The 25,148-nt window shown below is 34.3% G+C and carries 16 protein-coding genes and 5 tRNA genes; 20 read left to right on the top strand and 1 reads right to left on the bottom strand.

Annotated features, from left to right (window positions below; translation table 11 throughout):
• The first annotated feature begins 5 nt into the window (after nt 1-5).
• From ASC44_RS13900 to ASC44_RS13990, 19 genes are all read left to right on the top strand, one after another.
• Nucleotides 6-1,178 carry an acyl-CoA dehydrogenase family protein gene (locus ASC44_RS13900; RefSeq protein WP_055448222.1) on the top strand — a complete coding sequence of 391 codons (1,173 nt, stop codon included), beginning with the start codon at nt 6-8 and terminating at the stop codon, nt 1,176-1,178.
• Nucleotides 1,179-1,439: 261 nt separating this feature from the next.
• Nucleotides 1,440-2,858, top strand: a complete 1,419-nt coding sequence (locus ASC44_RS13905) for a carboxypeptidase-like regulatory domain-containing protein (protein WP_055448223.1) — start codon at nt 1,440-1,442, stop codon at nt 2,856-2,858.
• 196 nt (nt 2,859-3,054) lie between these two features.
• Nucleotides 3,055-3,945: a tyrosine-type recombinase/integrase gene (locus tag ASC44_RS13910; protein WP_055448224.1), complete on the top strand. Its 891-nt coding sequence runs from the start codon at nt 3,055-3,057 to the stop codon at nt 3,943-3,945.
• A gap of 34 nt (nt 3,946-3,979) precedes the next feature.
• A complete protein-coding gene (gene hpf, locus ASC44_RS13915; protein WP_055448225.1) occupies nt 3,980-4,282 on the top strand; it encodes a ribosome hibernation-promoting factor, HPF/YfiA family in 303 nt (100 codons plus the stop codon).
• A gap of 100 nt (nt 4,283-4,382) precedes the next feature.
• Nucleotides 4,383-4,456, top strand: a tRNA-Thr gene (locus ASC44_RS13920).
• Between the two features lie 65 nt (nt 4,457-4,521).
• A tRNA-Tyr gene (locus ASC44_RS13925) sits at nt 4,522-4,603 on the top strand.
• Nucleotides 4,604-4,654: 51 nt separating this feature from the next.
• A tRNA-Gly gene (locus ASC44_RS13930) sits at nt 4,655-4,727 on the top strand.
• Nucleotides 4,728-4,738: 11 nt separating this feature from the next.
• A tRNA-Thr gene (locus tag ASC44_RS13935) sits at nt 4,739-4,810 on the top strand.
• 73 nt (nt 4,811-4,883) lie between these two features.
• The gene (gene tuf / locus ASC44_RS13940; protein ID WP_055448226.1) at nt 4,884-6,071 is read left to right on the top strand and encodes an elongation factor Tu; all 1,188 of its coding nucleotides are present in this window, start codon (nt 4,884-4,886) and stop codon (nt 6,069-6,071) included.
• 61 nt (nt 6,072-6,132) lie between these two features.
• Nucleotides 6,133-6,205: transfer RNA gene (locus ASC44_RS13945), tRNA-Trp, on the top strand.
• 88 nt (nt 6,206-6,293) lie between these two features.
• Nucleotides 6,294-6,488: a preprotein translocase subunit SecE gene (gene secE / locus ASC44_RS13950; RefSeq protein ID WP_055448227.1), complete on the top strand. Its 195-nt coding sequence runs from the start codon at nt 6,294-6,296 to the stop codon at nt 6,486-6,488.
• A gap of 9 nt (nt 6,489-6,497) precedes the next feature.
• A complete protein-coding gene (gene nusG, locus ASC44_RS13955) occupies nt 6,498-7,052 on the top strand; it encodes a transcription termination/antitermination protein NusG (RefSeq protein ID WP_055448228.1) in 555 nt (184 codons plus the stop codon).
• A 70-nt stretch (nt 7,053-7,122) separates the two neighbouring features.
• Entirely contained in the window at nt 7,123-7,563 is a 441-nt protein-coding gene (rplK, locus tag ASC44_RS13960; RefSeq protein ID WP_055448229.1) for a 50S ribosomal protein L11, read from the top strand.
• A 17-nt stretch (nt 7,564-7,580) separates the two neighbouring features.
• Complete coding sequence (rplA, locus tag ASC44_RS13965) at nt 7,581-8,270, top strand: 50S ribosomal protein L1 (protein ID WP_055448230.1); 690 nt, start codon at nt 7,581-7,583, stop codon at nt 8,268-8,270.
• Nucleotides 8,271-8,289: 19 nt separating this feature from the next.
• Nucleotides 8,290-8,811, top strand: coding sequence for a 50S ribosomal protein L10 (gene rplJ / locus ASC44_RS13970; protein WP_055448231.1), 522 nt, complete (start codon nt 8,290-8,292; stop codon nt 8,809-8,811).
• A 56-nt stretch (nt 8,812-8,867) separates the two neighbouring features.
• Entirely contained in the window at nt 8,868-9,239 is a 372-nt protein-coding gene (rplL, locus tag ASC44_RS13975) for a 50S ribosomal protein L7/L12 (RefSeq protein ID WP_055448232.1), read from the top strand.
• A gap of 124 nt (nt 9,240-9,363) precedes the next feature.
• On the top strand, nt 9,364-13,176 hold the full coding sequence (gene rpoB, locus ASC44_RS13980) for a DNA-directed RNA polymerase subunit beta (protein WP_055448233.1): 3,813 nt from the start codon (nt 9,364-9,366) through the stop codon (nt 13,174-13,176).
• Nucleotides 13,177-13,244: 68 nt separating this feature from the next.
• Nucleotides 13,245-17,546 (top strand): DNA-directed RNA polymerase subunit beta', encoded by a 4,302-nt coding sequence (rpoC, locus tag ASC44_RS13985; protein WP_055448234.1) that lies wholly within the window; start codon nt 13,245-13,247, stop codon nt 17,544-17,546.
• Between the two features lie 180 nt (nt 17,547-17,726).
• A complete protein-coding gene (locus ASC44_RS13990; RefSeq protein WP_055448235.1) occupies nt 17,727-18,047 on the top strand; it encodes a DUF3467 domain-containing protein in 321 nt (106 codons plus the stop codon).
• Between the two features lie 310 nt (nt 18,048-18,357).
• Here the strand turns inward: ASC44_RS13990 and ASC44_RS13995 are convergent, their stop codons facing one another.
• Entirely contained in the window at nt 18,358-19,947 is a 1,590-nt protein-coding gene (locus tag ASC44_RS13995; protein ID WP_055448236.1) for a peptide chain release factor 3, read from the bottom strand.
• Nucleotides 19,948-20,547: 600 nt separating this feature from the next.
• Between ASC44_RS13995 and ASC44_RS14000 the strand changes: the two genes are divergently transcribed.
• The coding region (locus ASC44_RS14000; RefSeq protein WP_161805026.1) for a beta strand repeat-containing protein at nt 20,548-25,148 on the top strand (4,601 nt) is incomplete at its 3' end.

The following is a 25,148-nucleotide window of genomic DNA, read 5'->3' on the forward strand; positions in this document are numbered from 1 at the left end:
ATAAAATGGATAGTAGATATTTCACTGAAGAGCATAATTTATTTAGACAAAGTTTAGCAGATTTCTTGCAAAAAGAAGTTGTTCCGCATATAGATAAGTGGGAGAAGACTGGTCATATTGAGCGTTTTATATGGGAGAAATTTGGAGAAATGGGATTCTTTGCAATCGCATATCCTGAAGCTTATGGTGGAATGGATTTAGACCTCTTTTATACCGTTATATTTTTAGAAGAACTTCAAAAAGTAAACTCTGGTGGTTTTGCTGCTGCAATGTGGGCACATGCTTATTTAGCAATGACGCATGTTAATGCAGAAGGAAGCGAAGAGGTAAAACAAAAATATTTAACCAAAAGTATTTCAGGAGAGATGATTGGTGCAATGGCAGTAACCGAACCTTTTGGAGGTAGTGATGTTGCTGGAATGCGCACAACTGCTGTTAAAAAAGGAGACACTTATGTTTTAAATGGATCTAAAACATTTATTACAAATGGTGTATATAGCGATTATATTGTAGTTGCCGCTAAAACAAGTCCAGAACTTGGTAATAAAGGTATTAGTATGTTTATTGTAGATAGAGATACAAAAGGAGTTAGCGCTACTAAGTTAGATAAGTTAGGTTGGAGAGCTAGTGATACAGGAGAAATTGCATTCGATAACGTAATCATTCCTGCAAGCCATTTAATGGGAGAGGAAGGAAAAGGTTTTCCATACATTATGCAACACTTTGCTTTCGAGCGTTTAATTATGGGAATCAATGCACATGCTAGAGCAGAATTCGCGTTAGAATATGCAGTTAAATATATGGGAGAACGCCAGGCTTTTGGTAAAACGATAGATAAGTTTCAAGCATTACGTCATACAATGGCAGATTGCTACGCAGACATGGAAGTGTGTAAAGAATTTAATTATACAGTAGCAGCAAGATTAGACAAAAACGAGTACGTTGTTAAAGAAGCAACTATTTCTAAGCTACGTTCTACAAAAATGTCAGACGATGTTATTTACCAATGTCTTCAAATGTTAGGAGGTTATGGTTATATGGAAGAGTATCCAATGGCACGTTTATTGCGTGACAGTAGACTAGGACCTATTGGTGGAGGAACTTCAGAAATCTTAAGAGAAATTATCGCTAAAATGGTAATTGACAAAAAGGAATATAAACCAGCTGTAAAGCATTAAATAAATTATCTTTTAGTTAAAGTTGTTTTCAATTTGCTAAAGAGGTAATTAATATAAAGGTAAATATACCTAAAGTAAAATATAAGATTCTTGCTATTTATACTGAGTTAAATTCGGTACAGCAAGAATTTTATAGTTTATAGTAAGAGATTATAGTTTAGAAAAGAAATATTACTTTTACCAAATTCATTTCAATAATGTAGAAATATCTTCGTTATTAGAAAGAGGTCATATTATAAATATCAACTTTTTTAAAAAAATATGAAATACCCAAATCAAATTCTATGCATACTATTCTTTTTGTGTAGTACAATTGCATTCGCACAAAAAGAAATAAGCAATCAAGTAGTCGACTTCTTTAAAGATGAGCCTATAGAGAGCGCAAGTGTTTATCTCAAGAGCACGGCTATTGGAACCATTACAAATGCAGATGGAAAATTTGTACTTCGTATTCCAGAAGAGAATGCTGTAGATACTTTAATGGTGTCATCTATTGGGTATTCAACAGAAAAAATTCCGTTAGATCAGTATGATCCGTCAGAACCTATATATTTAGTAGAAGCAGTAGCATCTCTTGATGAAGTTGTGTTAGAAGCCGAAATAAGACCAAAAACAGGAAACGATATTGTTCTAAAAGCAATAGAGCAATTGCCTTTAACAATGCCAGACTCTTCATACATTCAAAAAGGTTTTTTAAGACACAAAGAGCGTAATAAAAAAGAATTTAAGTGGTTAATAGAAAGCGCTATTTCTGTTTACGACTCAGGTTACGCAGTACCAGCAAAAAAGCATCTAAAAATAAACGTAGATCAAATGCGTAAAAGTTACGATTTAAGAGATATCGATAGTTTGTTTACTTATGCTTCTTATTTAAACCAGAACACCAAGGTAAGAACAAATCCTAAAAACTTAAAAAGGAGTCAGGTTAAAACGGCTTTATTAGAGAAATCTATAAAATGGAATGATAATAGAGTAAATGGACTCCAAAATATTTTTCAAGGCAAGCTAAATATGTTTAGAAATGTAGATGGTAAAAAAGCACTATTTGGTGAAGATATTTTAAAGAATCATCAATTTAAACTAGATACCATTTTAGTCGATAACGAACGCAAATTATATAAAATCGAAATTACAAAGGGCGAAGAATATGTAGGCTTAGACACCAAAGGTATTTATAATGAAGGTTACCAAGCAAAAGGTTGGCTGTATATCTATTACGATAATTTTGCCATAAAAAAGGTAGAATACGAACTAGTAGCAGCTTCAAAAGAGCAAAAAAGTAGGAGTAAGCGCTTGTTCGATACGCAAACTAATCATAAACTGGTTATAACTTACAAAGAGTATAAAGACAAAATGTATCCTAATTATATCTATTACGAAACACCAAAGCTCGTAAACGTAGGTTATAAACCTAAAAATAAACAAGACGAGCAGTTTGCCGAACAATTCAACAAAGAAGAACGTTACTATTTTACAATACAAGAAATTCTGTTTTCAGACATTGTCTTAGATCATGATAAGATAGATACCGAACTTCAAAACAAATGGGATATGGATATTTTCTCACCAAAACCTTATAATAAAGAATTTTGGGAAACTTATAACGTGTTGTTAGAAAGTGAAGACGAAGAAAAAATGATTGAAGACCTTAGTAAAAGAGCATCACTATTTAAAGATTAATTTTTTGGGCGTTACCTAGATTTGCAAGAAAAATGCAAATCTAGGTCAGGCTTTCACTACTCGCTTCCAGACAAAAAAAAGTCTGGAGAGCTCAAACAAGCCGTTCAATCCTTAACGCAGGCCTACTTGCAGTTTAGTTTTTTGTAGTAAACTTAAGTCATACTTATTTCTTATATTTAGCAAACAAATAACAATCATGTCAATAGAAGCATTTACAGATTATCTTCAATTAGAACGAAACTATTCTAAGCTTACTGTAAAAGCATACACAACCGATATTAATACGTTTCAATCTTTTCTAGTAAAAGAATTCGACGAACCACAATTGCATACAGTAAACTACTCTCAAATTAGAAGTTGGATTGTAGCATTAGTAGAATCTAAAATTTCAAACCGAAGTATCAATCGCAAAGTATCCGCATTAAATTCCTATTATAAATTCTTATTAAAAATAGGAGACATAGAAATAAACCCATTAGCCAAGCATAAAGCGTTAAAAACAAGTAAAAAAATACAAGTTCCTTTCTCAGAAGCCGAAATTAATACGGCATTAGACGATTTAAAGTACGAAGACGACTACCAAGGCGTAAGAGATAAGTTAGTAATAGAACTATTCTACTCCACAGGTATAAGAAGAATAGAGTTAGTTAATTTAAAACTATCAGACATAGACTTTGCAAACAGAACGCTAAAAGTTTTAGGTAAACGAAACAAAGAACGTTACGTGCCTTTATTGGAATCTGTTATACAAACAATAGAAATCTATTTGTTAAAGCGAAAAGAGTTAAGTGTAATACAAGATCTTCAATCTCTTTTTTTAACAAAAAAAGGAGTTAAAATTTACGAAACTCTTGTTTACAGGATAATTAATGAGTATTTTAGTCTAGCATCTAATAAGGTGAAAAAGAGTCCACATATACTAAGGCACTCATTTGCAACCCACTTATTAAATCAAGGTGCAGATTTAAATGCTGTTAAAGAACTTTTAGGACATTCAAGTTTGGCTGCGACACAAATTTATACGCACAATAGTATAGCCGAACTTAAGAAAGTGTATTCTAATGCACATCCAAGAAGTAAAAAATAACAGCTATTGTTTAACATAATTAATAGCAATACTTATGAAAGTAAACACGCAAGCAGTAAATTTCAATGCAAATCCAGAATTATTAAACTTCGTTCAAGAGCGAATGAATAAGTTAGATACCTTTTTTGACAAAGTGATAAAATCTGACGTGTTTTTGAAGGTAGAAAACACTAGCGGTAAAGAAAATAAAGTTTTTGAGGCACGAGTTAGTGTTCCCGGAGATAGTTTTGTTGTAAAAAAGCAATGTAAATCTTTCGAAGAAGGTGCTGATATCGCAATTGCGTCCTTAGAAAGGCAGTTAAAAAAGAGAAAAGAGAAATTAAGAGCACATTTATAAAAAAATTTGCAAAAAATGTTTTCGAATATCTAAATAAATATATACATTTGCAATCCGTTAGAAATAGCGGACTTTTTTTTACGGAAAAAAGATATTAAAAGCCGATGTAGCTCAGCTGGCTAGAGCAGCTGATTTGTAATCAGCAGGTCGTGGGTTCGAGTCCCTCCATCGGCTCTAAAATAAAAGAAGTTGAAAAACTTTTTTAAATGTTCTTTAAAAGTATTGATAAGTTTAAGATTGGGGAGATACTCAAGCGGCCAACGAGGGCAGACTGTAAATCTGCTGACTACGTCTTCATAGGTTCGAATCCTATTCTCCCCACTTTTTTTACCAAGAAAAAGTAAGTTTTAAACAAAGAATTATTAAATAATTGCGAGAGTAGCTCAGTTGGTAGAGCGTCAGCCTTCCAAGCTGAATGTCGCCAGTTCGAACCTGGTCTCTCGCTCTAATATTTAAGCCGGTGTAGCTCAGAGGTAGAGCGTTTCCTTGGTAAGGAAGAGGTCACGGGTTCAATTCCCGTCATTGGCTCAATTTATTAAAAAACAAAAAACTAGAATACAAATATTATTATTATATAACTAAGATTAAAATTATTTAAAACATGGCAAAGGCAACTTTCGATCGTTCAAAACCACATTTAAACATTGGTACAATTGGACACGTAGATCACGGTAAAACAACTTTAACTGCTGCTATTACTAAAGTATTAGCTGATGCAGGTTTCTCAAATGCATTATCATTTGATCAAATTGACAACGCTCCAGAGGAGAAAGAAAGAGGTATTACAATTAATACTTCACACGTAGAATATGCAACAGAAAAGCGTCACTACGCACACGTAGATTGTCCAGGTCACGCCGATTATGTTAAGAACATGGTTACAGGTGCTGCTCAAATGGATGGTGCTATATTAGTAGTTGCTGCAACAGATGGTCCAATGCCACAAACTCGTGAGCATATCTTATTAGGTCGTCAAGTAGGTATCCCAAGAATGGTAGTATTCTTAAATAAAGTGGATATGGTTGATGATGAAGAGCTTTTAGAGTTAGTTGACATGGAAGTTCGTGAATTATTATCATTCTATGAGTATGATGGTGATAACGGACCTGTAGTATCTGGTTCTGCTTTAGGTGCACTTAACGGTGAGCAAAAGTGGGTTGATACTGTGTTAGAATTAATGACTCAAGTTGATGCTTGGATCGAAGAGCCTTTAAGAGAAGTAGATAAGCCTTTCTTAATGCCTATTGAAGATGTATTCTCTATTACTGGTCGTGGAACTGTAGCTACAGGTCGTATCGAAACTGGTGTTGCTAATACAGGAGATCCTGTAGAGATCATTGGTATGGGTGCTGCTAAATTAACTTCTACTGTTACTGGAATTGAAATGTTCCGTCAAATATTAGATAGAGGTGAAGCTGGAGATAACGCAGGTATCTTATTAAGAGGTATTGAAAAGTCTCAAATCTCAAGAGGTATGGTAATCTGTAAGCCAGGTTCTGTAACTCCACATGCTAAGTTTAAAGCAGAGGTTTATATCCTTAAGAAAGAAGAAGGTGGACGTCATACTCCATTCCATAATAATTACCGTCCTCAGTTTTACGTTCGTACAACGGATGTAACAGGAAACATTGCTTTACCAGAAGGTGTAGAAATGGTTATGCCTGGAGATAACTTAACAATACACGTTGAGTTAATTCAAGCAATTGCAATGAACATAGGTCTACGTTTCGCTATCCGTGAAGGTGGTAGAACAGTAGGAGCTGGTCAGGTAACTGAAATTTTAGATTAATTTAATCTAACCAATATAGAGTTAAGGTGTCTCGTTGTTCGTGACACCTTGACTTATATTTACGGGCGTAGCTCAGTTGGTAGAGCACTGGTCTCCAAAACCAGGTGTCGGGAGTTCGAGTCTCTCCGCCCGTGCTTATAGTAATAAAGATTTTTAAAACCTTTATTACTAAAATGAATTAGAGAAATGTAGAAATACATATTTCGTTAAATAAAGATTTAAATGGCTGGAATAGTAAATTATATAAAAGAATCATTCGGTGAGTTGAAAAACAATGTAACTTGGACGCCTTGGCCAGAAGTACAAAAGTTAACAATTTTGGTTGCTGTATTTTCAATTATATTCTCTTTAGCAATTTGGGGAGTTGATACTGTTTTTAGCAAAGTTATTAGCGAATACTTTAAATTAATTAGTTAATATAAAGTTATGGCTGAAGTAGGAGAAAAAAAGTGGTACGTTGTAAGAGCGGTAAGTGGTCAAGAAAATAAGATTAAAACTTATATCGAGAATGAAATAGCTCGTTTAGGTTTAGAAGATTATGTTGAGCAAGTATTAGTTCCTACAGAAAACGTAATTCAAATTAGAAACGGAAAAAAAGTAACTAAAGAAAAAGTTTATTTCAGTGGTTATATTATGATAAAGGCTAATCTTTCTGGAGAAGTGCCACACATCATTAGATCAATTACTAATGTAATAGGTTTCTTAGGAGCTACAAAAGGTGGAGATCCTTTACCGTTAAGACAATCTGAAGTTAATAGAATGTTAGGTAAGGTAGATGAATTATCTGTAGATATGGATTCTAATGTTGCTATCCCATTTACAAAAGGAGAAACTGTAAAAGTTATAGATGGACCTTTTAATGGATTTGATGGTACTATCGAAAATATTAATGAAGAAAAGCGTAAGCTTGAAGTAATGGTTAAGATTTTTGGAAGAAAAACACCATTAGAGTTAAGTTATATGCAAGTAGAAAAAATTTAATAATTGTTACAATAAAGAAAGTATTAAATCGGCTTCAAAATAGAATTAATACGAAACTAAATTATTTAAAATGGCAAAAGAATTAGGCAAAGTAGTCAAATTACAAGTAAGGGGAGGTGCAGCGAATCCGTCGCCACCGGTTGGACCCGCTTTAGGTGCTGCTGGTGTTAATATCATGGAATTCTGTAAGCAGTTTAATGCTAGAACCCAAGATAAAGCTGGTAAAGTTTTACCAGTTGTGATTTCAGTTTACAAAGACAAATCATTTGACTTTGTAATCAAAACTCCTCCAGCTGCAGTACAATTATTAGAAGCGGCCAAAGTGAAAAAAGGATCAGGTGAACCTCATGTACGTAAAGTAGCTAAGGTAACTTGGGATCAGATAAAAGCAATTGCGGAAGACAAAATGGTAGATTTAAATGCCTTTGAAATCGGTTCAGCAATGAAAATGATCGCAGGTACTGCAAGATCTATGGGTATAACTGTTAAAGGTGGTGAAGCACCTAATTAACCTAAAAAGATTTTAAAATGGCAAGATTAACAAAGAAACGTAAAGAGGCTGTTGCAAAGCTAGAAAAGGATAAAGTATATTCTTTACAAGAAGCTTCAACACTTATAAAAGAAATTAGTAACACTAAGTTTGATGCTTCAGTCGATTTAGCTGTGCGTTTAGGAGTAGATCCTAGAAAAGCAAACCAAATGGTAAGAGGTGTAGTATCTCTTCCTCATGGTACAGGTAAAGACGTTAAAGTATTAGCATTAGTAACTCCAGACAAAGAAGCAGAAGCTAAAGAAGCAGGTGCAGATTTCGTTGGTTTAGATGAATACCTTGATAAAATTAAAGGTGGTTGGACAGACGTAGACGTAATCATTACTATGCCAAGTGTTATGGGTAAGTTAGGTCCTTTAGGACGTGTATTAGGTCCTCGTGGTTTAATGCCTAATCCAAAGACAGGTACAGTAACTATGGATGTTGCAAAAGCTGTTACAGAAGTGAAAGCAGGTAAAATTGACTTTAAAGTTGATAAAACTGGTATTGTTCACGCTTCAATCGGAAAAGCATCTTTTAGTGCAGATAAGATTCAAGATAATGCAAACGAATTATTAACAACATTAATGAAACTGAAGCCAACTTCTTCAAAAGGAATTTATGTAAAAAGCATTTTTATGTCTTCTACAATGAGTCCTAGTATTGCAGTTGATACAAAAATCGGTTAGTAGTTAAATAACTTTTATTATGACAAGAGAAGAAAAATCACAAGTTATTGAAGAATTAACTGCACAATTAGCTGATAATGCTAATATTTATTTAGCTGATATATCAGGTTTAAATGCGGTTACTACTTCGGATTTACGTCGTGCTTGTTTTAAAGCAAACGTAAAATTAGCAGTTGTAAAAAACACATTACTTGAAAAAGCAATGGAGGCTTCAGACAGAGAGTTTGGAGACCTACCATCAACGCTTAAAGGTAATACATCAGTAATGTATTCTGAAACTGGAAATGCTCCAGCGAAAGTGATTAAAGCTTTCCGTAAGAAATCAGAAAAACCTTTATTAAAAGGAGCTTTTATTGAAGAAACAGTATACATCGGAGATGATCAACTAGATATGTTAGTTGATATCAAATCTAAAGAAGAATTAATAGGAGATATTATTGGATTATTACAATCTCCTGCTAAGAATGTTATTTCGGCACTTAAATCAAGTGGGCAAACACTTTCTGGTATTCTTAAAACATTATCTCAAAAAGAGGGATAATATTAAAAAGTACGCACTTTACACTTAAATATTTAAATTAAAAAAAATTATCACAAATGGCAGAATTAAAAGATTTCGCAGAGCAATTAGTTAACCTTACAGTTAAAGAAGTAAATGAGTTAGCAACTATATTAAAAGATGAGTACGGTATTGAGCCTGCTGCAGCAGCAGTAGTAGCTGGACCAGCCGCTGATGGTGGTGGTGAAGCAGAAGCTCAAACTGAATTTGATGTAATCTTAAAAGCTGCAGGTGGCGCTAAGTTAGCTGTTGTAAAATTAGTTAAGGAATTAACTGGATTGGGATTAAAAGAAGCTAAAGGTTTAGTTGATGATGCACCAAGTGCAATCAAAGAAGGTGTTTCTAAAGATGAAGCAGAAGCTCTTAAAACTCAATTAGAAGAGGCAGGAGCAGAGGTAGAACTTAAGTAAGTATTACCCATAATTTATACAAAGGTTTAGGTCTTGAGAATGTTCTCAAAGACCTAGACCATTTGTCGTATATAGCTAGTACCTATATACAAGTATTTTTTTTTAATCAAAATTTCGTCCATTGATGTTAGTAACACAAGCTGAAAGATTAAATTTCTCGTCTATTGTAAATAGAACTGAATATCCAGATTTTATGGATATTCAAATAAAATCCTTCCAGGATTTTTTCCAACTTGAAACAAAATCTGAAGAAAGAGGTAATGAAGGATTGTACAACACCTTCATGGAGAACTTTCCAATCACAGATACTCGTAATCAATTCGTTTTAGAATTCTTAGATTACTTTGTCGATCCACCAAGATACGCTATAGATGAGTGTATAGAAAGAGGGCTTACGTATAGCGTTCCATTAAAAGCAAGGTTAAAGCTTTATTGTACAGATCCTGAACATGAAGATTTTGAAACTATTGTTCAAGATGTATATTTAGGAACAATACCTTATATGACGCCTTCAGGTACTTTTTGTATCAACGGTGCAGAACGTGTAGTAGTATCTCAATTACATAGATCTCCAGGTGTATTCTTCGGACAATCTTTCCATGCAAATGGAACAAAATTATATTCAGCAAGAGTAATTCCTTTTAAAGGATCTTGGATCGAATTCGCTACAGATATCAATCAAGTGATGTATGCGTATATAGATAGAAAGAAAAAGTTACCTGTTACTACTTTATTCAGAGCCATCGGTTTTGAAAGAGATAAAGACATTTTAGAGATTTTTGATTTAGCCGAAGAGGTTAAAGTATCGAAATCTGGACTAAAGAAAATATTAGGTCGTAAGCTTGCAGCGCGTGTATTGAATACATGGCATGAAGATTTCGTTGATGAAGATACAGGAGAAGTTGTATCTATCGAGCGTAACGAAATTGTTCTTGATCGTGATACAGAATTAGACAAAGACAATATTGAAGAAATCTTAGAAGTTGGTGTAAAAACTATTCTTTTACATAAAGAAAGTGCACAACAAGGAGATTACGCAATTATACATAATACGCTTCAAAAAGATCCAACAAACTCGGAGAAAGAAGCAGTAGAACATATTTATAGACAACTACGTAATGCTGAGCCGCCAGATGAGGAGACAGCACGTGGTATTATAGATAAATTATTCTTTAGTGATCAACGTTACTCTTTAGGAGAAGTAGGTCGTTATAGAATGAATAAGAAATTACAGTTAGATATCGGTATGGATAAGCAAGTGCTTACCAAGGAGGATATTATAACTATTATAAAATATTTAATTGAGTTAATAAACTCTAAAGCAGAGATTGATGATATCGATCACTTGTCTAATCGTCGTGTACGTACGGTAGGTGAGCAATTATCTTCTCAGTTTGGTGTTGGTTTAGCACGTATGGCTCGTACTATTCGTGAACGTATGAACGTTCGTGATAACGAAGTTTTTACACCTATAGATTTAATTAATGCGAAGACATTATCGTCGGTTATTAATTCATTCTTTGGTACTAACCAGTTATCTCAATTTATGGATCAAACGAATCCTCTTGCAGAGATTACGCACAAGCGTCGTCTTTCAGCATTAGGACCAGGTGGTTTATCAAGAGAAAGAGCAGGATTCGAAGTACGTGATGTTCATTATACACACTACGGACGTTTATGTCCTATTGAAACTCCTGAAGGTCCAAACATTGGATTAATTTCTTCTTTAGCTGTATACGCGAAAGTGAATTCTATGGGATTCTTAGAAACGCCTTATAGAAAAGTAGAAAATGGAGTAGTAGATATTAAGAATGCTCCAACATATTTAAGTGCAGAGGAAGAAGAAAATATGATGATTGCTCAGGCTACTGTAAAAGTAGATGAGGATGGTAAGATATTAGATGATAAGGTTATTGCTAGACAAGAAGGTGATTTTCCGGTAATTGAACCTACAGCAGTAAACTATACTGATGTAGCACCAAATCAAATTACTTCTATATCGGCATCTTTAATTCCTTTCTTAGAACATGATGATGCCAACCGTGCATTAATGGGATCTAACATGATGCGTCAGGCAGTACCATTATTACGTCCGCAGGCACCAATTGTTGGAACAGGATTAGAAAGACAAGTAGCATCAGATTCTCGTGTATTAATAAATGCAGCTGGAGAAGGTGTTGTTGAATATGTAGATGCTAATGAGATTATTATTAAGTACGAACGTACTGATGATGAGGCTAAAGTAAGTTTTGAAAGTGATACCAAATCTTATCCTTTAGTAAAATTCAGAAAAACAAACCAAGGTACTTCTATTAACTTAAAACCAATCGTTAAGAAAGGTGATAAAGTGAAAAAAGGTCAGGTATTATCTGAGGGTTATGCAACTCAAAAAGGAGAATTAGCTTTAGGAAGAAATATGAAAGTAGCCTTTATGCCTTGGAAAGGGTATAACTTTGAGGATGCAATTGTAATTTCAGAAAAGGTAGTTCGTGAAGATATATTTACTTCTATTCACATAGATGAATATTCTTTAGATGTAAGAGATACAAAATTAGGTAACGAAGAATTAACTAACGATATTCCAAACGTTTCAGAAGAGGCTACAAAAGACCTTGATGAACATGGAATGATTCGTATCGGTGCAGAAGTTAAACCAGGAGATATCCTTATCGGAAAAATTACTCCAAAAGGTGAAAGCGATCCTACACCGGAAGAAAAGTTATTACGTGCCATCTTTGGTGACAAAGCAGGTGATGTAAAAGATGCGTCTTTAAAAGCATCTCCATCATTACATGGTGTAGTAATTAACAAAAAGTTATTTGCTCGTGCTATTAAAGATAAACGTAAAAGAGCTCAAGACAAAGAAGATATCGCTAAGTTAGAAGGTATTTACAATGCTAAGTTTGATGATTTACAGGCTGTTTTAGTTGAAAAACTTTTCACTATTGTAAACGGTAAAACATCACAAGGTATTTTTAACGATTTAGGAGAAGAAGTTTTACCAAAAGGTAAAAAGTTTACTTTAAAGATGTTAAACTCTGTTGATGAATATACTCACTTAACAGGTGGTACTTGGACTACTGATGATCATACCAATAAATTAGTTGCAGATTTAATTCACAACTACAAGATTAAGGAGAATGATTTACAAGGTTCTTTACGTCGTGAGAAGTTTACAATTTCTGTAGGAGATGAATTACCAGCAGGGATAATTAAATTAGCTAAAGTTTACATCGCTAAGAAACGTAAACTTAAAGTTGGTGATAAAATGGCAGGACGTCACGGAAATAAAGGTATTGTTGCACGTATTGTACGTCAAGAAGATATGCCTTTCTTAGAAGATGGAACTCCTGTAGATATCGTATTAAATCCATTAGGTGTACCATCTCGTATGAACATTGGACAGATATATGAAACTGTATTAGGTTGGGCTGGACAAGATTTAGGCCGTACTTATGCAACACCAATTTTTGATGGAGCAACTATCGATCAAATTAACGAATTAACAGATGAAGCTGGAATTCCAAGATATGGTCATACTTACTTATACGATGGAGGAACAGGAGAACGTTTCGATCAGCCGGCAACAGTAGGTGTAATCTACATGCTTAAGTTAGGGCATATGGTAGATGATAAAATGCACGCACGTTCTATAGGACCGTACTCACTAATTACTCAACAACCATTAGGTGGTAAAGCACAATTTGGTGGACAACGTTTTGGAGAGATGGAAGTATGGGCACTTGAGGCTTATGGAGCATCTGCGACACTAAGAGAAATCTTAACAGTAAAATCTGATGATGTAGTTGGTAGAGCCAAAACTTACGAAGCAATCGTAAAAGGTGAACCAATGCCAGATCCGGGATTACCAGAATCTTTCAACGTACTTATGCACGAATTGAAAGGATTAGCGTTAGACATTAGATTAGAAGAATAATAATTTTCATACAGAGGCGTGGCATTGCCACGTCTCTATGAAAATAAATAATTTTTATAAAAAAAATTATGGCAAGAAAGCAAGATAAGAATACAGTACAGAGGTTTAATAAAATCTCAATTGGTTTAGCGTCACCAGAGTCTATTTTAGCAGAGTCTAGAGGTGAGGTTTTAAAGCCAGAAACTATTAATTATCGTACACATAAACCAGAAAGAGATGGTTTATTCTGTGAGCGTATTTTTGGTCCTGTTAAAGACTACGAATGTGCTTGTGGTAAATATAAAAGAATTCGCTATAAGGGTATTGTTTGTGACCGTTGTGGTGTAGAAGTAACTGAGAAGAAAGTACGTCGTGATAGAGTAGGGCACATCAATCTTGTTGTACCAGTAGCTCACATTTGGTACTTCCGTTCTTTACCAAACAAAATAGGATATTTATTAGGATTGCCGTCTAAGAAATTAGATATGATTATTTACTACGAACGTTATGTAGTAATACAAGCTGGTAATGCTAAAAATGCTGAAGGAGAACCAATTCAAAAAATGGATTTCCTTACGGAAGAAGAGTACCTAAATATTTTAGAAGTACTTCCTCAAGATAATAATTACTTAGAAGATTCTGACCCTAACAAGTTTATAGCTAAAATGGGAGCTGAATGTCTAATCGATTTATTAGCACGTATAGATTTAGATTCTTTATCTTTTGAATTACGTCACAAAGCAAATACAGAAACGTCTAAACAACGTAAAACTGAAGCGTTAAAACGTCTACAAGTTGTAGAGGCTTTACGTGAATCTAACTTAAATAGAGAGAACCGTCCAGAATGGATGATCTTAAAAGTAGTGCCAATTATACCACCAGAATTAAGACCTTTAGTGCCTTTAGATGGTGGACGTTTTGCTACTTCAGATTTAAATGATTTATACCGTCGTGTAATTATACGTAATAACCGTCTTAAGAGACTTGTAGAGATTAAAGCTCCAGAAGTTATCTTACGTAACGAAAAGCGTATGTTACAAGAATCTGTAGATTCATTATTAGATAATACTCGTAAGTCATCTGCGGTAAAAACAGATTCTAACAGACCGTTAAAATCTTTATCAGATTCACTTAAAGGTAAGCAAGGGCGTTTCCGTCAAAACTTACTTGGTAAGCGTGTTGATTATTCTGCACGTTCGGTAATTGTTGTTGGACCAGAGCTTAGATTATTTGAATGTGGTCTTCCAAAAAATATGGCTGCAGAACTTTACAAGCCATTCATCATTCGTAAATTAATCGAAAGAGGAATTGTAAAAACTGTAAAATCAGCTAAGAAAATTATAGACAAAAAGGAGCCAGTAGTTTGGGACATCCTGGAAAATGTTCTTAAAGGACATCCAGTATTACTAAACCGTGCGCCAACACTTCACCGATTAGGTATTCAGGCATTCCAGCCAAAACTTATTGAAGGTAAAGCAATACAATTACACCCATTAGCCTGTGCAGCATTTAATGCCGATTTTGATGGAGATCAAATGGCAGTTCATTTACCGTTAGGACCAGAAGCTATTTTAGAATGTCAAATGTTAATGTTGGCATCTCATAATATCTTAAACCCTGCAAATGGTGCGCCAGTAACTGTACCATCTCAGGATATGGTACTTGGTTTGTATTATATGACTAAGTTACGTACATCAACACCAGAGGTTAAAGTAAAAGGAGAAGGCTTAACGTTTTATTCTGCAGAAGAAGTAAACATTGCTTATAATGAAAAGCGTGTTGACTTAAACGCACAGATTAAAGTACGTGCAATAGATTTTAATGCGGAAGGAGAATTAGTTCCACAAATTATAGAAACTACAACAGGTCGTGTACTTTTCAACGAAAAAGTACCAGCTGCTGCAGGGTATGTTAATCAAGTATTAACTAAAAAATCTCTTAGAGATATTATTGGTGATATTTTAAAATTAACAAGTGTTCCTGAAACTGCGGATTTCTTAGATGAAATTAAGACATTAGGATATCTGTTTGCTTTTAGAGGTGGATTATCATTTAGTTTAGGTGATATTATTATCCCACCAGAAAAGCAATCTATGATTGATGCTGCCAATACGAAAGTAGATGGTATTAAGGCAAACTATAACATGGGACTTATAACAAACAATGAACGTTATAATCAGGTTATTGATATTTGGACTTCTACAAATGCAGAATTGACAGAATTGTCAATGAAACGTATTAGAGAAGATCAACAAGGATTTAACTCGGTGTTTATGATGCTTGATTCTGGAGCCCGTGGATCTAAAGAACAGATTCGTCAGCTTACAGGTATGCGTGGATTAATGGCTAAGCCTAAAAAATCTACTGCTGGAGGTGGATCTATTATTGAAAATCCAATTTTATCTAACTTTAAGGAAGGACTTTCAATTTTAGAATACTTTATTTCTACTCACGGTGCACGTAAAGGTCTTGCCGATACAGCACTTAAAACTGCCGATGCTGGTTACTTAACACGTCGTTTAGTAGATGTCTCTCAAGATGTAATAGTAAACAGTGTAGACTGTGGTACATTAAGAGGAGTAGAAGTTTCTGCTCTTAAGAAAAATGATGAAGTTGTTGAGAAATTAGGGGCACGTGTTTTAGGACGTATTGCACTTAACGATGTATACAATCCATTAACTGAAGAATTAATAGTTGAAGCAGGACAATTAATTGAAGATGATATTGCTGCGGCAATTGAAGCTTCTCCTATTGATGCTATAGAAGTACGTTCACCATTAAGTTGTGAAGCTAAAAAAGGAATCTGTGCTAAATGTTACGGAAGAAACTTAGCAACTAACAAAATGGTTCAACGTGGTGAAGCAGTAGGTGTTGTAGCAGCACAATCTATTGGAGAACCGGGTACACAGTTAACACTTCGTACATTCCACGTAGGTGGTATTGCAGGTAACATTTCAGAAGAAAATAACTTTGCAGTTAAATTTGATGGAGTAGCAGAAATTGAAGAATTAAAAACTGTAAAAGGTACTGATAAAGAAGGAAACGAAGTTGATATCGTTATTTCTCGTACATCAGAACTTAAATTAATAGATAAGAAAACAGGTATCACATTAAGTACAAATAATATCCCTTATGGTTCAACTGTATTCGTTAAGGATGGAGATAAACTTAAAACAGGAGATGTTGTTTGTGAATGGGATCCATATAACGGTGTAATCGTTTCTGAATTTGCAGGAAAAGTGAGATATGAAAATATCGAGCAAGGTGTTACTTATCAAGTTGAAGTTGATGAGCAAACAGGTTTCCAAGAAAAAGTAATTTCAGAATCTAGAAATAAGAAGATCATACCAACACTTATTGTTGAAGATAGTAAAGGTGAAGCAATTCGTTCTTACAATCTACCAGTAGGAGCGCATATTATGATTGACGATGGAGAGAAAGTTAAGATTGGTAAAGTCTTAGTTAAGATTCCTCGAAAATCTTCTAAAGCAGGTGATATTACAGGTGGTTTACCTAGAGTAACAGAATTATTTGAAGCTCGTAACCCTTCTAATCCTGCAGTAGTAAGTGCAATTGATGGTGTTGTTTCTTTTGGAAAAATTAAAAGAGGTAACCGTGAGATTATTGTAGAGTCTAAATTTGGTGATATTAAGAAATACTTAGTTAAATTATCAAGTCAGATTCTTGTTCAAGAAAATGATTTTATAAAAGCAGGTATGCCTTTATCTGATGGTTCTATAACGCCAAACGATATTTTGAACATAAAAGGACCAGCAGCTGTACAACAATACTTAGTGAATGAGGTTCAAGAAGTATACCGTTTACAAGGTGTAAAAATTAACGATAAGCATTTCGAAGTTGTTGTAAGACAAATGATGCGTAAAGTGAGAATTATTGATTCTGGAGATACTATCTTCTTAGAGGATCAATTAGCACATAAATCGGATTTTATTGAAGAAAATGACGCTATTTTTGGTAAAAAGGTAGTTGAAAATGCAGGAGATTCTACTAACTTAAAAGAAGGACAGTTAATAACTGCTTTCGAATTAAGAGATGAGAATTCTTTATTACGTCGTGAAGATAAAGCATTGGTTGAAGCAAGAGATGTAAGACCAGCAACAGCAACTCCAATACTACAAGGTATTACGAGAGCATCGTTACAAACTAAATCGTTTATTTCTGCAGCGTCGTTCCAGGAAACAACGAAAGTTCTTAATGAAGCAGCGGTAGCAGGTAAGATTGATTCTTTAGAAGGTCTTAAAGAAAATGTAATTGTAGGACATAGAATTCCAGCAGGAACAGGAATGCGTTCTTATGAAAACATTATTGTAGGATCTAAAGAAGAGTTTGATCAAATGATGCAAGCAAAACAAGAGGTTAATTACAATTAGTAGTTTTTATTTCTACGCAGGTAGAAATCTCTTAAATTGAAACGAGAGTTTTAATATAATATCAAAAAAGTCCTGCTAATTAGCAGGACTTTTTATTTTAATCTAATTAATTAAGTTTCCTTTACGCTCCTATAGTAATTGGAGTTAATTAAATTAATAGGAATCTATAAAACATAAAACATGGCAGATAATAAAGACAATACACCGAAACCAAACCAAATTAACATAGAATTAGACGAAAAAGTAGCAGAAGGTACTTATTCAAATCTTGCAATAATTAATCACTCTGTATCAGAGTTTGTAGTAGATTTTGTGAGTATAATGCCTGGAACACCCAAAAGTAAAGTTAAATCTAGAATTATTTTAACGCCTCAACACGCAAAGAGGTTATTAAAAGCTTTAAGTGAAAATGTACAACGATTTGAAAAAGCTCATGGAGAAATTAAAGATTATGAGCAACCTCCAATACCATTAAATTTTGGGCCAACAGGTCAGGCTTAAAAAAATAACAAGGCGTACTTAATATTTTAATTATTTAATATTGGTCAAAATATGTTTTTTGAAGAAATATTATATTGATGGAAAAATAAGATGATAAAAAAACCTCTAAATAGAATTTAGAGGTTTTTTTTTAGTGCTTTCATAGGTATAAGTATAATCGATGAGGGTTCTCGTTGTGATAATTAAAATTTATTTACGTTAAAATAACGAGCTCTATAAATAGGTCTATTTTGAATAAAATAAAAATTGACTACAAAGCATTCATGTCTAGTTGTTATAGTGTCTTAAATAGCGTTATAGTCGATTTTAGTTATTCGTATTCCGAAACATAGTGAAATTTCACTGTTGGATACTTTTGTTGTGTCATTTGTAAAGAAAAAGAAGAATCTGCTAAGAAAACCAACTGTCCGCGCTTGTCTTTTGCTAAATAGCGTTGTTTAACTCTCTTAAATTCTTTGAATTCTTCACTTTTTACATCTTCAGGTTCTACCCAGCACGCCTTAAAAACATTTAGGTTTTCATATGTACATTTCGCACCATATTCATGTTCTAATCTGTATTGGATTACTTCATATTGTAAGGCACCTACAGTTCCAATTATTTTTCTTCCGTTTAACTCTAAAGTAAATAGTTGGGCTACTCCTTCGTCCATTAATTGATCGATACCTTTATTTAATTGCTTAGATTTTAAAGGATCTGCATTATTAATATATCTAAAATGTTCAGGAGAAAAGCTTGGTACTCCTTTGTAATTTAGTACTTCACCTTCAGTTAAGGTATCACCAATTTTAAATGTTCCAGTATCTTGTAACCCTACAATGTCACCAGGATAAGAAATGTCTACAATCTCTTTTTTCTCTGCAAAAAAGGCATTTGGGCTAGAGAACTTGACTTTTTTATTATGTCTTACATGTAAGTAAGGTGTATTTCTTTTAAATTCTCCTGAAACAATTTTAATAAAGGCTAATCGGTTTCTATGATTAGGATCCATGTTAGCATGAATTTTAAATACAAAACCGGTAAATTTATCTTCATCTGGCTTCACAAGGCGCTCTTCACTTTGTTTTGCTCTAGGTTTAGGAGCAATTTCAACAAAACAATCTAACAACTCGCGTACACCGAAGCTATTTAAGGCAGAACCAAAAAATACAGGTTGTAGGTTACCGTCTAGATAATCTTGGTTATTAAATGGAGGATAAATACCTTCCACTAATTCTATTTCTTCTCGAAGTGTTTCAGCAGCTTTGTCGCCTACTAATGTGTTCAGTTCTGGAGAATTTAAATCTGAAATCTCTATAGTTTCCTCAATATTTTTTCTGCTATCACCACTAAATAGATTTAGGTTTCTTTCCCAAATATTATAAATCCCTTTAAAATCGTATCCCATTCCTATAGGGAAGCTTAATGGTGTTACTCGAAGTCCTAATTTTTGTTCTATTTCATCGAGTAACTCGAATGCGTCTTTACCTTCACGATCCATTTTATTAATAAAAACAATCATGGGAATATTACGCATACGGCAAACTTCTACAAGTTTTTCAGTTTGTTCCTCAACACCTTTTGCGACATCGATAACAACAATAACACTGTCTACAGCAGTTAATGTTCTAAAAGTATCTTCAGCAAAATCCTTGTGACCAGGAGTATCTAGAATGTTTATTTTAATACCATCATATTCAAAAGCCAAAACAGATGTAGCAACAGAGATACCACGCTGGCGTTCTATCTCCATAAAATCACTAGTTGCTCCTTTTTTTATTTTATTACTTTTTACTGCACCAGCCTCTTGTATGGCACCTCCAAATAATAGTAGTTTTTCAGTAAGTGTAGTCTTTCCAGCATCTGGGTGAGAGATAATACCAAAGGTTCTTCTTCTTTTAATTTCGTCTAAAAATTTCATTAAAATCGATTTTTGCAAATATAGTTGTATTACAAATAGTAATGAATTTTTATTTATTTTATGGAAGTTTAATTTGGATAATATAATCGTATTATTTTGTGTTGTTTTTTAAGATAAAATTAAGATTGATGTAAGATTTATCTCTTTTAACTTGTAAAGAATGTACTTTAACGCTTAATACCGCGCTTTAACGACTATGTGTGAATAATTTTAATTATTGTGGACGAATACAAGAAAATTGAAATATTTTTGCATGCATATTGTGTGTATTTAAATTAATAAATGTTCTATGATTAAAAATAGGACTGGATTTATCTAATTTTTGTTGTCACGATTTAAGCGGAAAAGATTGTTGATAATACTTTTCTAAAGTTATAAGTTGATTAGTGTTAGTTAAATAACCTTAATTAGCAATTAATAAATATATATTGAGAAAAAAAATTAAGCTATTATTAGTTGAGTTTATTTGTGCTAAAGACAAATTTGTGTTTAGTATTTCTTACTGTATAAACAACTCACTTGAACAGGACAGTTTGAGTGTTTTTAAAAATAAAATTCAATTTCATTTATTCTAATATGAAAAACTTTACTCTTTATTCATTGAAAAATTTTAAAACTGTTATTGTGCTTGTTTTGCTGTTTTTGTCGTCTTTTATGGCTTCAGCTCAGCTTACAATGGACTTTCAAAATGCAACAATAGTTAATGGAGGAGCACCTTTAGCAGTTGGAACACAATATAAATTTCCAAATGTAACAGTTGCGCCCGGTGGAATTAATGTAGATTGCTTAGTTACTATTACAGGCTCAAATGCTTGTACATTAGCTGGTTTCGATGATAACACATCAATATTAGGAACGGGTGTTTCCGATTTTAATCCTACTATTCAATTAAATGGAACTACAATTGTAAATGGTTCTGCAGAAGGTGCTTATATAGATTTTCTATTCGAATTTGTTTTAAGTTCTAATAATGCAACTCCGATATTTGTAGAATTCGATACCTATACTTATGATATTGATGGTGACAATGGAAATTTAAGAGAATATATTGAAATAAGTAATTTTGGAAGTTATACGGTTAATAATCCTACGGAGTTAAGTTATATTGCTCCTCGTAGATTCGAATCAAGTACAGATTTAGTTAATCCAGGTATTACTGCTGCCGATCGATGGTTAGCAAAGGCGAGTTATATAAATAATTCGTTTTTTACTTACAGAGCTGGAGTTATGAGAGATGCGGGTGTATCAACAACCGCTAGATTTGTTGGTTTGGCATTTCAGCCTATTAATTTTTCAAATCCTGTTGTTGTTCAGTTTAATGCAGATTTAGTAACTGTTAAAACAGTAGGGTTTAGTGCACCTTCGGAAGGAGATACAATAGATTACCAAATTACAGTAACTAATAATGGTCCTAATGATTCATTTGGAGTAACAGCTACTGATGCACTACCTGCAGGAGTAACGCTTGTTAGCGCAACTTCGGTAGGAGGGTCAACAAATACTTATAATACAGGTGGTACGGGTGTATGGGATATTGGCGATTTGGCTAATGGAGCAACAGCTGTATTGACTATAACTGTAACTGTAGATAGCGGAACTTCTGGTACTACGATTACTAATAGCACAACTGCTGCTGAGGGTAACGAAAATGATCCTTCGACTGTTGGGGATGATTTAACTGCAGATATAACTGTTTCAAACGATTCGGATGGAGATGGTGTTCCAAACGATAGCGATGTTTGTAATGGTTTTGATGATAGCGCTGATGTTGATAATGATGGCGTTCCAGATGGTTGTGATTTAGATAATGATAATGATGGTATTTTAGATGTCGATGAATTAAATAATTGTCCTACAGGAGCAGTTAATACAACAATAGTTGTAGGTAGTGAACTTGGGAGATTATACGAAACTAATACAATTACTGGAGGCGCGACGTTAATAACTACTTCTCCTTTTACTACAGGATTTATAAATTCTTTGGCTGCCAATCCAGATAATCAGTTGTATTATTATGGAGTAGGTACAAATGCATATTATTATGAAAAATCAACAAATACACATGCTCTTTTAGGTGATTTATCTACATTTCCAGAGTTTGCTGGAGGAAGATTAGATAGTGGAGGTGGCTCTTATTTAAATGGTGTTTATTACGCTGGTTCTGAAACGCTTGGCGCTGAAGGTGATGTTCAAGATGTTTTTGCAGTTGTATTAAGTGCAGATGGTAAAAGTATCGTGTCACTTACAGCTCTTAATGTTGCAACTGCAGCATTAGCTGTTGGATATGATTTTTATGATGGTGGAGCTCAATTAGGATCTAATGGTTTTGGAGATATAGTTACTACTTTTGTTGGTCCGGACGCTGTTATATATGGTTCTACAACTCATACTTCAACAACAATTCCTCATGCGTTTTGGTCTTTTAATGTTGCTACAAGTCAATTTAATTTAATTTCAACAACGAATAGTTGGAGTGGAGGACAGTTAGGAGCAGGTGCCAATGGTAACTTGTATTCTAATGTTGGTCAAGATATTGTAAGAATAGATCCGGATAATGGAGATATTATAGGTACCGCAGCTACAGTAGGTGTGGTTATAGCCGATTTAACAGGTCCTATTGATGTTGCACAATGTAATCCTATTCGTGATACAGATGGTGATGGTACTCCGGATTATCTAGATACAGATTCAGATAATGATGGTTGTTTTGATGCTATTGAAGGTGGTGATAATATTTTAGCTTCAAGTGTTAATCCAGATGGTACCTTGAATGGAACTGTTGATTCTTCAACAGGTGTACCTAGTAATGTAAATGTTAATTCTGGTCAAACGGTTGGCACATCTGCTAACGAAAATGCTTTTGATGTTAATGGACAATGTGACTCTGATAATGATGGAGTAGTAGATTTAGATGATTTATGTCCAGGTTTTGATGATACGGCAAATGCCGATGGTGATGCTTATCCAGATGGATGTGATGAAGATGATGATAATGATGGTATTAGTGATATAGATGAAGGATTAGTTACAACACCAGGTCAACCTGATTGTGGAGGTGAAACAACATTAAATTTTAATAATGCTTTTACAGAAGAAACTGGAGATGGCAATATAGCGACCTTGTTAGAAGGTGAGAGCTTTAGATTTCCTAATGTAGCGCCAGGAATCGATGCATTGGTAACTATTGTAGATTTTGTTAATATAAGTTCTTTACCAACATTAGACGATAATGGCTCTAATCCTAATTCATTTCAACCACAATCTGCTTTTGTGTTAACAAGTGTTGGAGATCAAGCTTACACAGAGTTTCGTTTTGATTTTGTAGATGCTGGTACATCTACACCACAAATAATTCCTACTTTCTTCGCTAACTTTAATGATGTAGATGGAGGGAATAGATATGGAGAACAAAATTGGTCTCAACTACCAACAGATTACGTAGTAGATAATCCAACAGAATTACTTATTACTAATGCAGGACAATGGTTAGTTGGTACTGCTGGAACTACAGAGTATCCTGGCGTGGGTAATACTAATCCACAAGCAAATTATTCTACAGAACATGGAGGAAAATCTTCTTATTCTATTCGTTTAGGAGCTGTAGCTAGAATTGATGGAGCTTCTGCTAATGGAAGACAACATAATGTAGAATTTGGATGTGTAACTAACTATGTTAATCCTTCTAGTACAACATCGTTAGATACTGATGGTGATGGAATACCAAATCATTTAGATTTAGATTCTGATGGAGATGGATGTTTTGATGCTTTAGAAGGAAATGGAGGTATAACTGTAGCTCAAGTAGATGCTAATGGAGTTATCTTAGGTACTATTAATTCAAATGGAATTCCAAATGCAGCAAATAGTGGTAGTGGTCAAGCAGATGTTAGTTCTACAAATGCCGCAGTTATTAGTGATGAATGTAAGGTTACTATAACAATAGGAGATGTTACGGTTGATGAAGGTGATGGAACAGCGACAGTTCCAGTTACTATTAATGAACCAAGTGCTTTAAATACAGTGGTTGATATTATTACAACAGCAGGAACAGCAGGAACATCAGATTACACAACGACGACAACAACAGTAACTATTCCAGCAGGAGCAACATCAGTAGATGTAACAGTTCCAATTTTAGACGATACTATAAACGAATTAGATGAAATCTTCACAGTTGATGGAACAGTAACAAGTGGAAATACGACTAATACAGATCCAAGTGGAACAGTAACAATTCAAGATAATGATGTAACTGTAACCATCGCCGATGTAACAGTAGACGAAGGAGCGGGAACAGCAACAGTTCCAGTAACAATCGATACACCAAGTTCAGTAGATACAGTAATAGATATTGTAACAACAACTGGAACAGCAGGAACATCAGATTACACAACAACAACGACTACAGTAACAATTCCAGCAGGACAGACTAGTGTAGATGTAATTATTCCAATTACAGATGACACAATAGGAGAGCCAACAGAAACGTTTACATTAGAAGGAACGGTAACAAGTGGAAATGCCACTGATCCAGCAGATGGAACAGTAACAATCACAGATAACGATCCAGTAGCGACAACCATCGCCGATGTAACAGTAGACGAAGGAGCGGGAACAGCAACAGTTCCAGTAACAATCGATACACCAAGTTCAGTAGATACAGTAATAGATATTGTAACAACAACGGGAACAGCAGGGACATCAGATTACACAACAACAACGACTACAGTAACAATTCCAGCAGGACAGACTAGTGTAGATGTAATTATTCCAATTACAGATGACACAATAGGAGAGCCAACAGAAACGTTTACAGTAGAAGGAACGGTAACAAGTGGTAATGCCACTGATCCAGCAGATGGAACAGTAACAATCACAGATAACGATCCAGTAGCGACAACCATCGCCGATGTAACAGTAGACGAAGGAGCCGGAACAGTAACAGTTCCAGTAACAATCGATACACCAAGTTCAGTAGATACAGTAATAGATATTGTAACAACAACCGGAACAGCAGGAACATCAGATTACACAACAACAACGACTACAGTAACAATTCCAGCAGGACAGACTAGTGTAGATGTAATTATTCCAATTACAGATGACACAATAGGAGAGCCAACAGAAACGTTTACAGTAGAAGGAACGGTAACAAGTGGAAATGCCACTGATCCAGCAGATGGAACAGTAAGTCTACGCGT

The sequence above is a fragment of the Lacinutrix mariniflava genome, assembly GCF_001418015.1.
GTDB classification, from domain to species: domain Bacteria; phylum Bacteroidota; class Bacteroidia; order Flavobacteriales; family Flavobacteriaceae; genus Lacinutrix; species Lacinutrix mariniflava.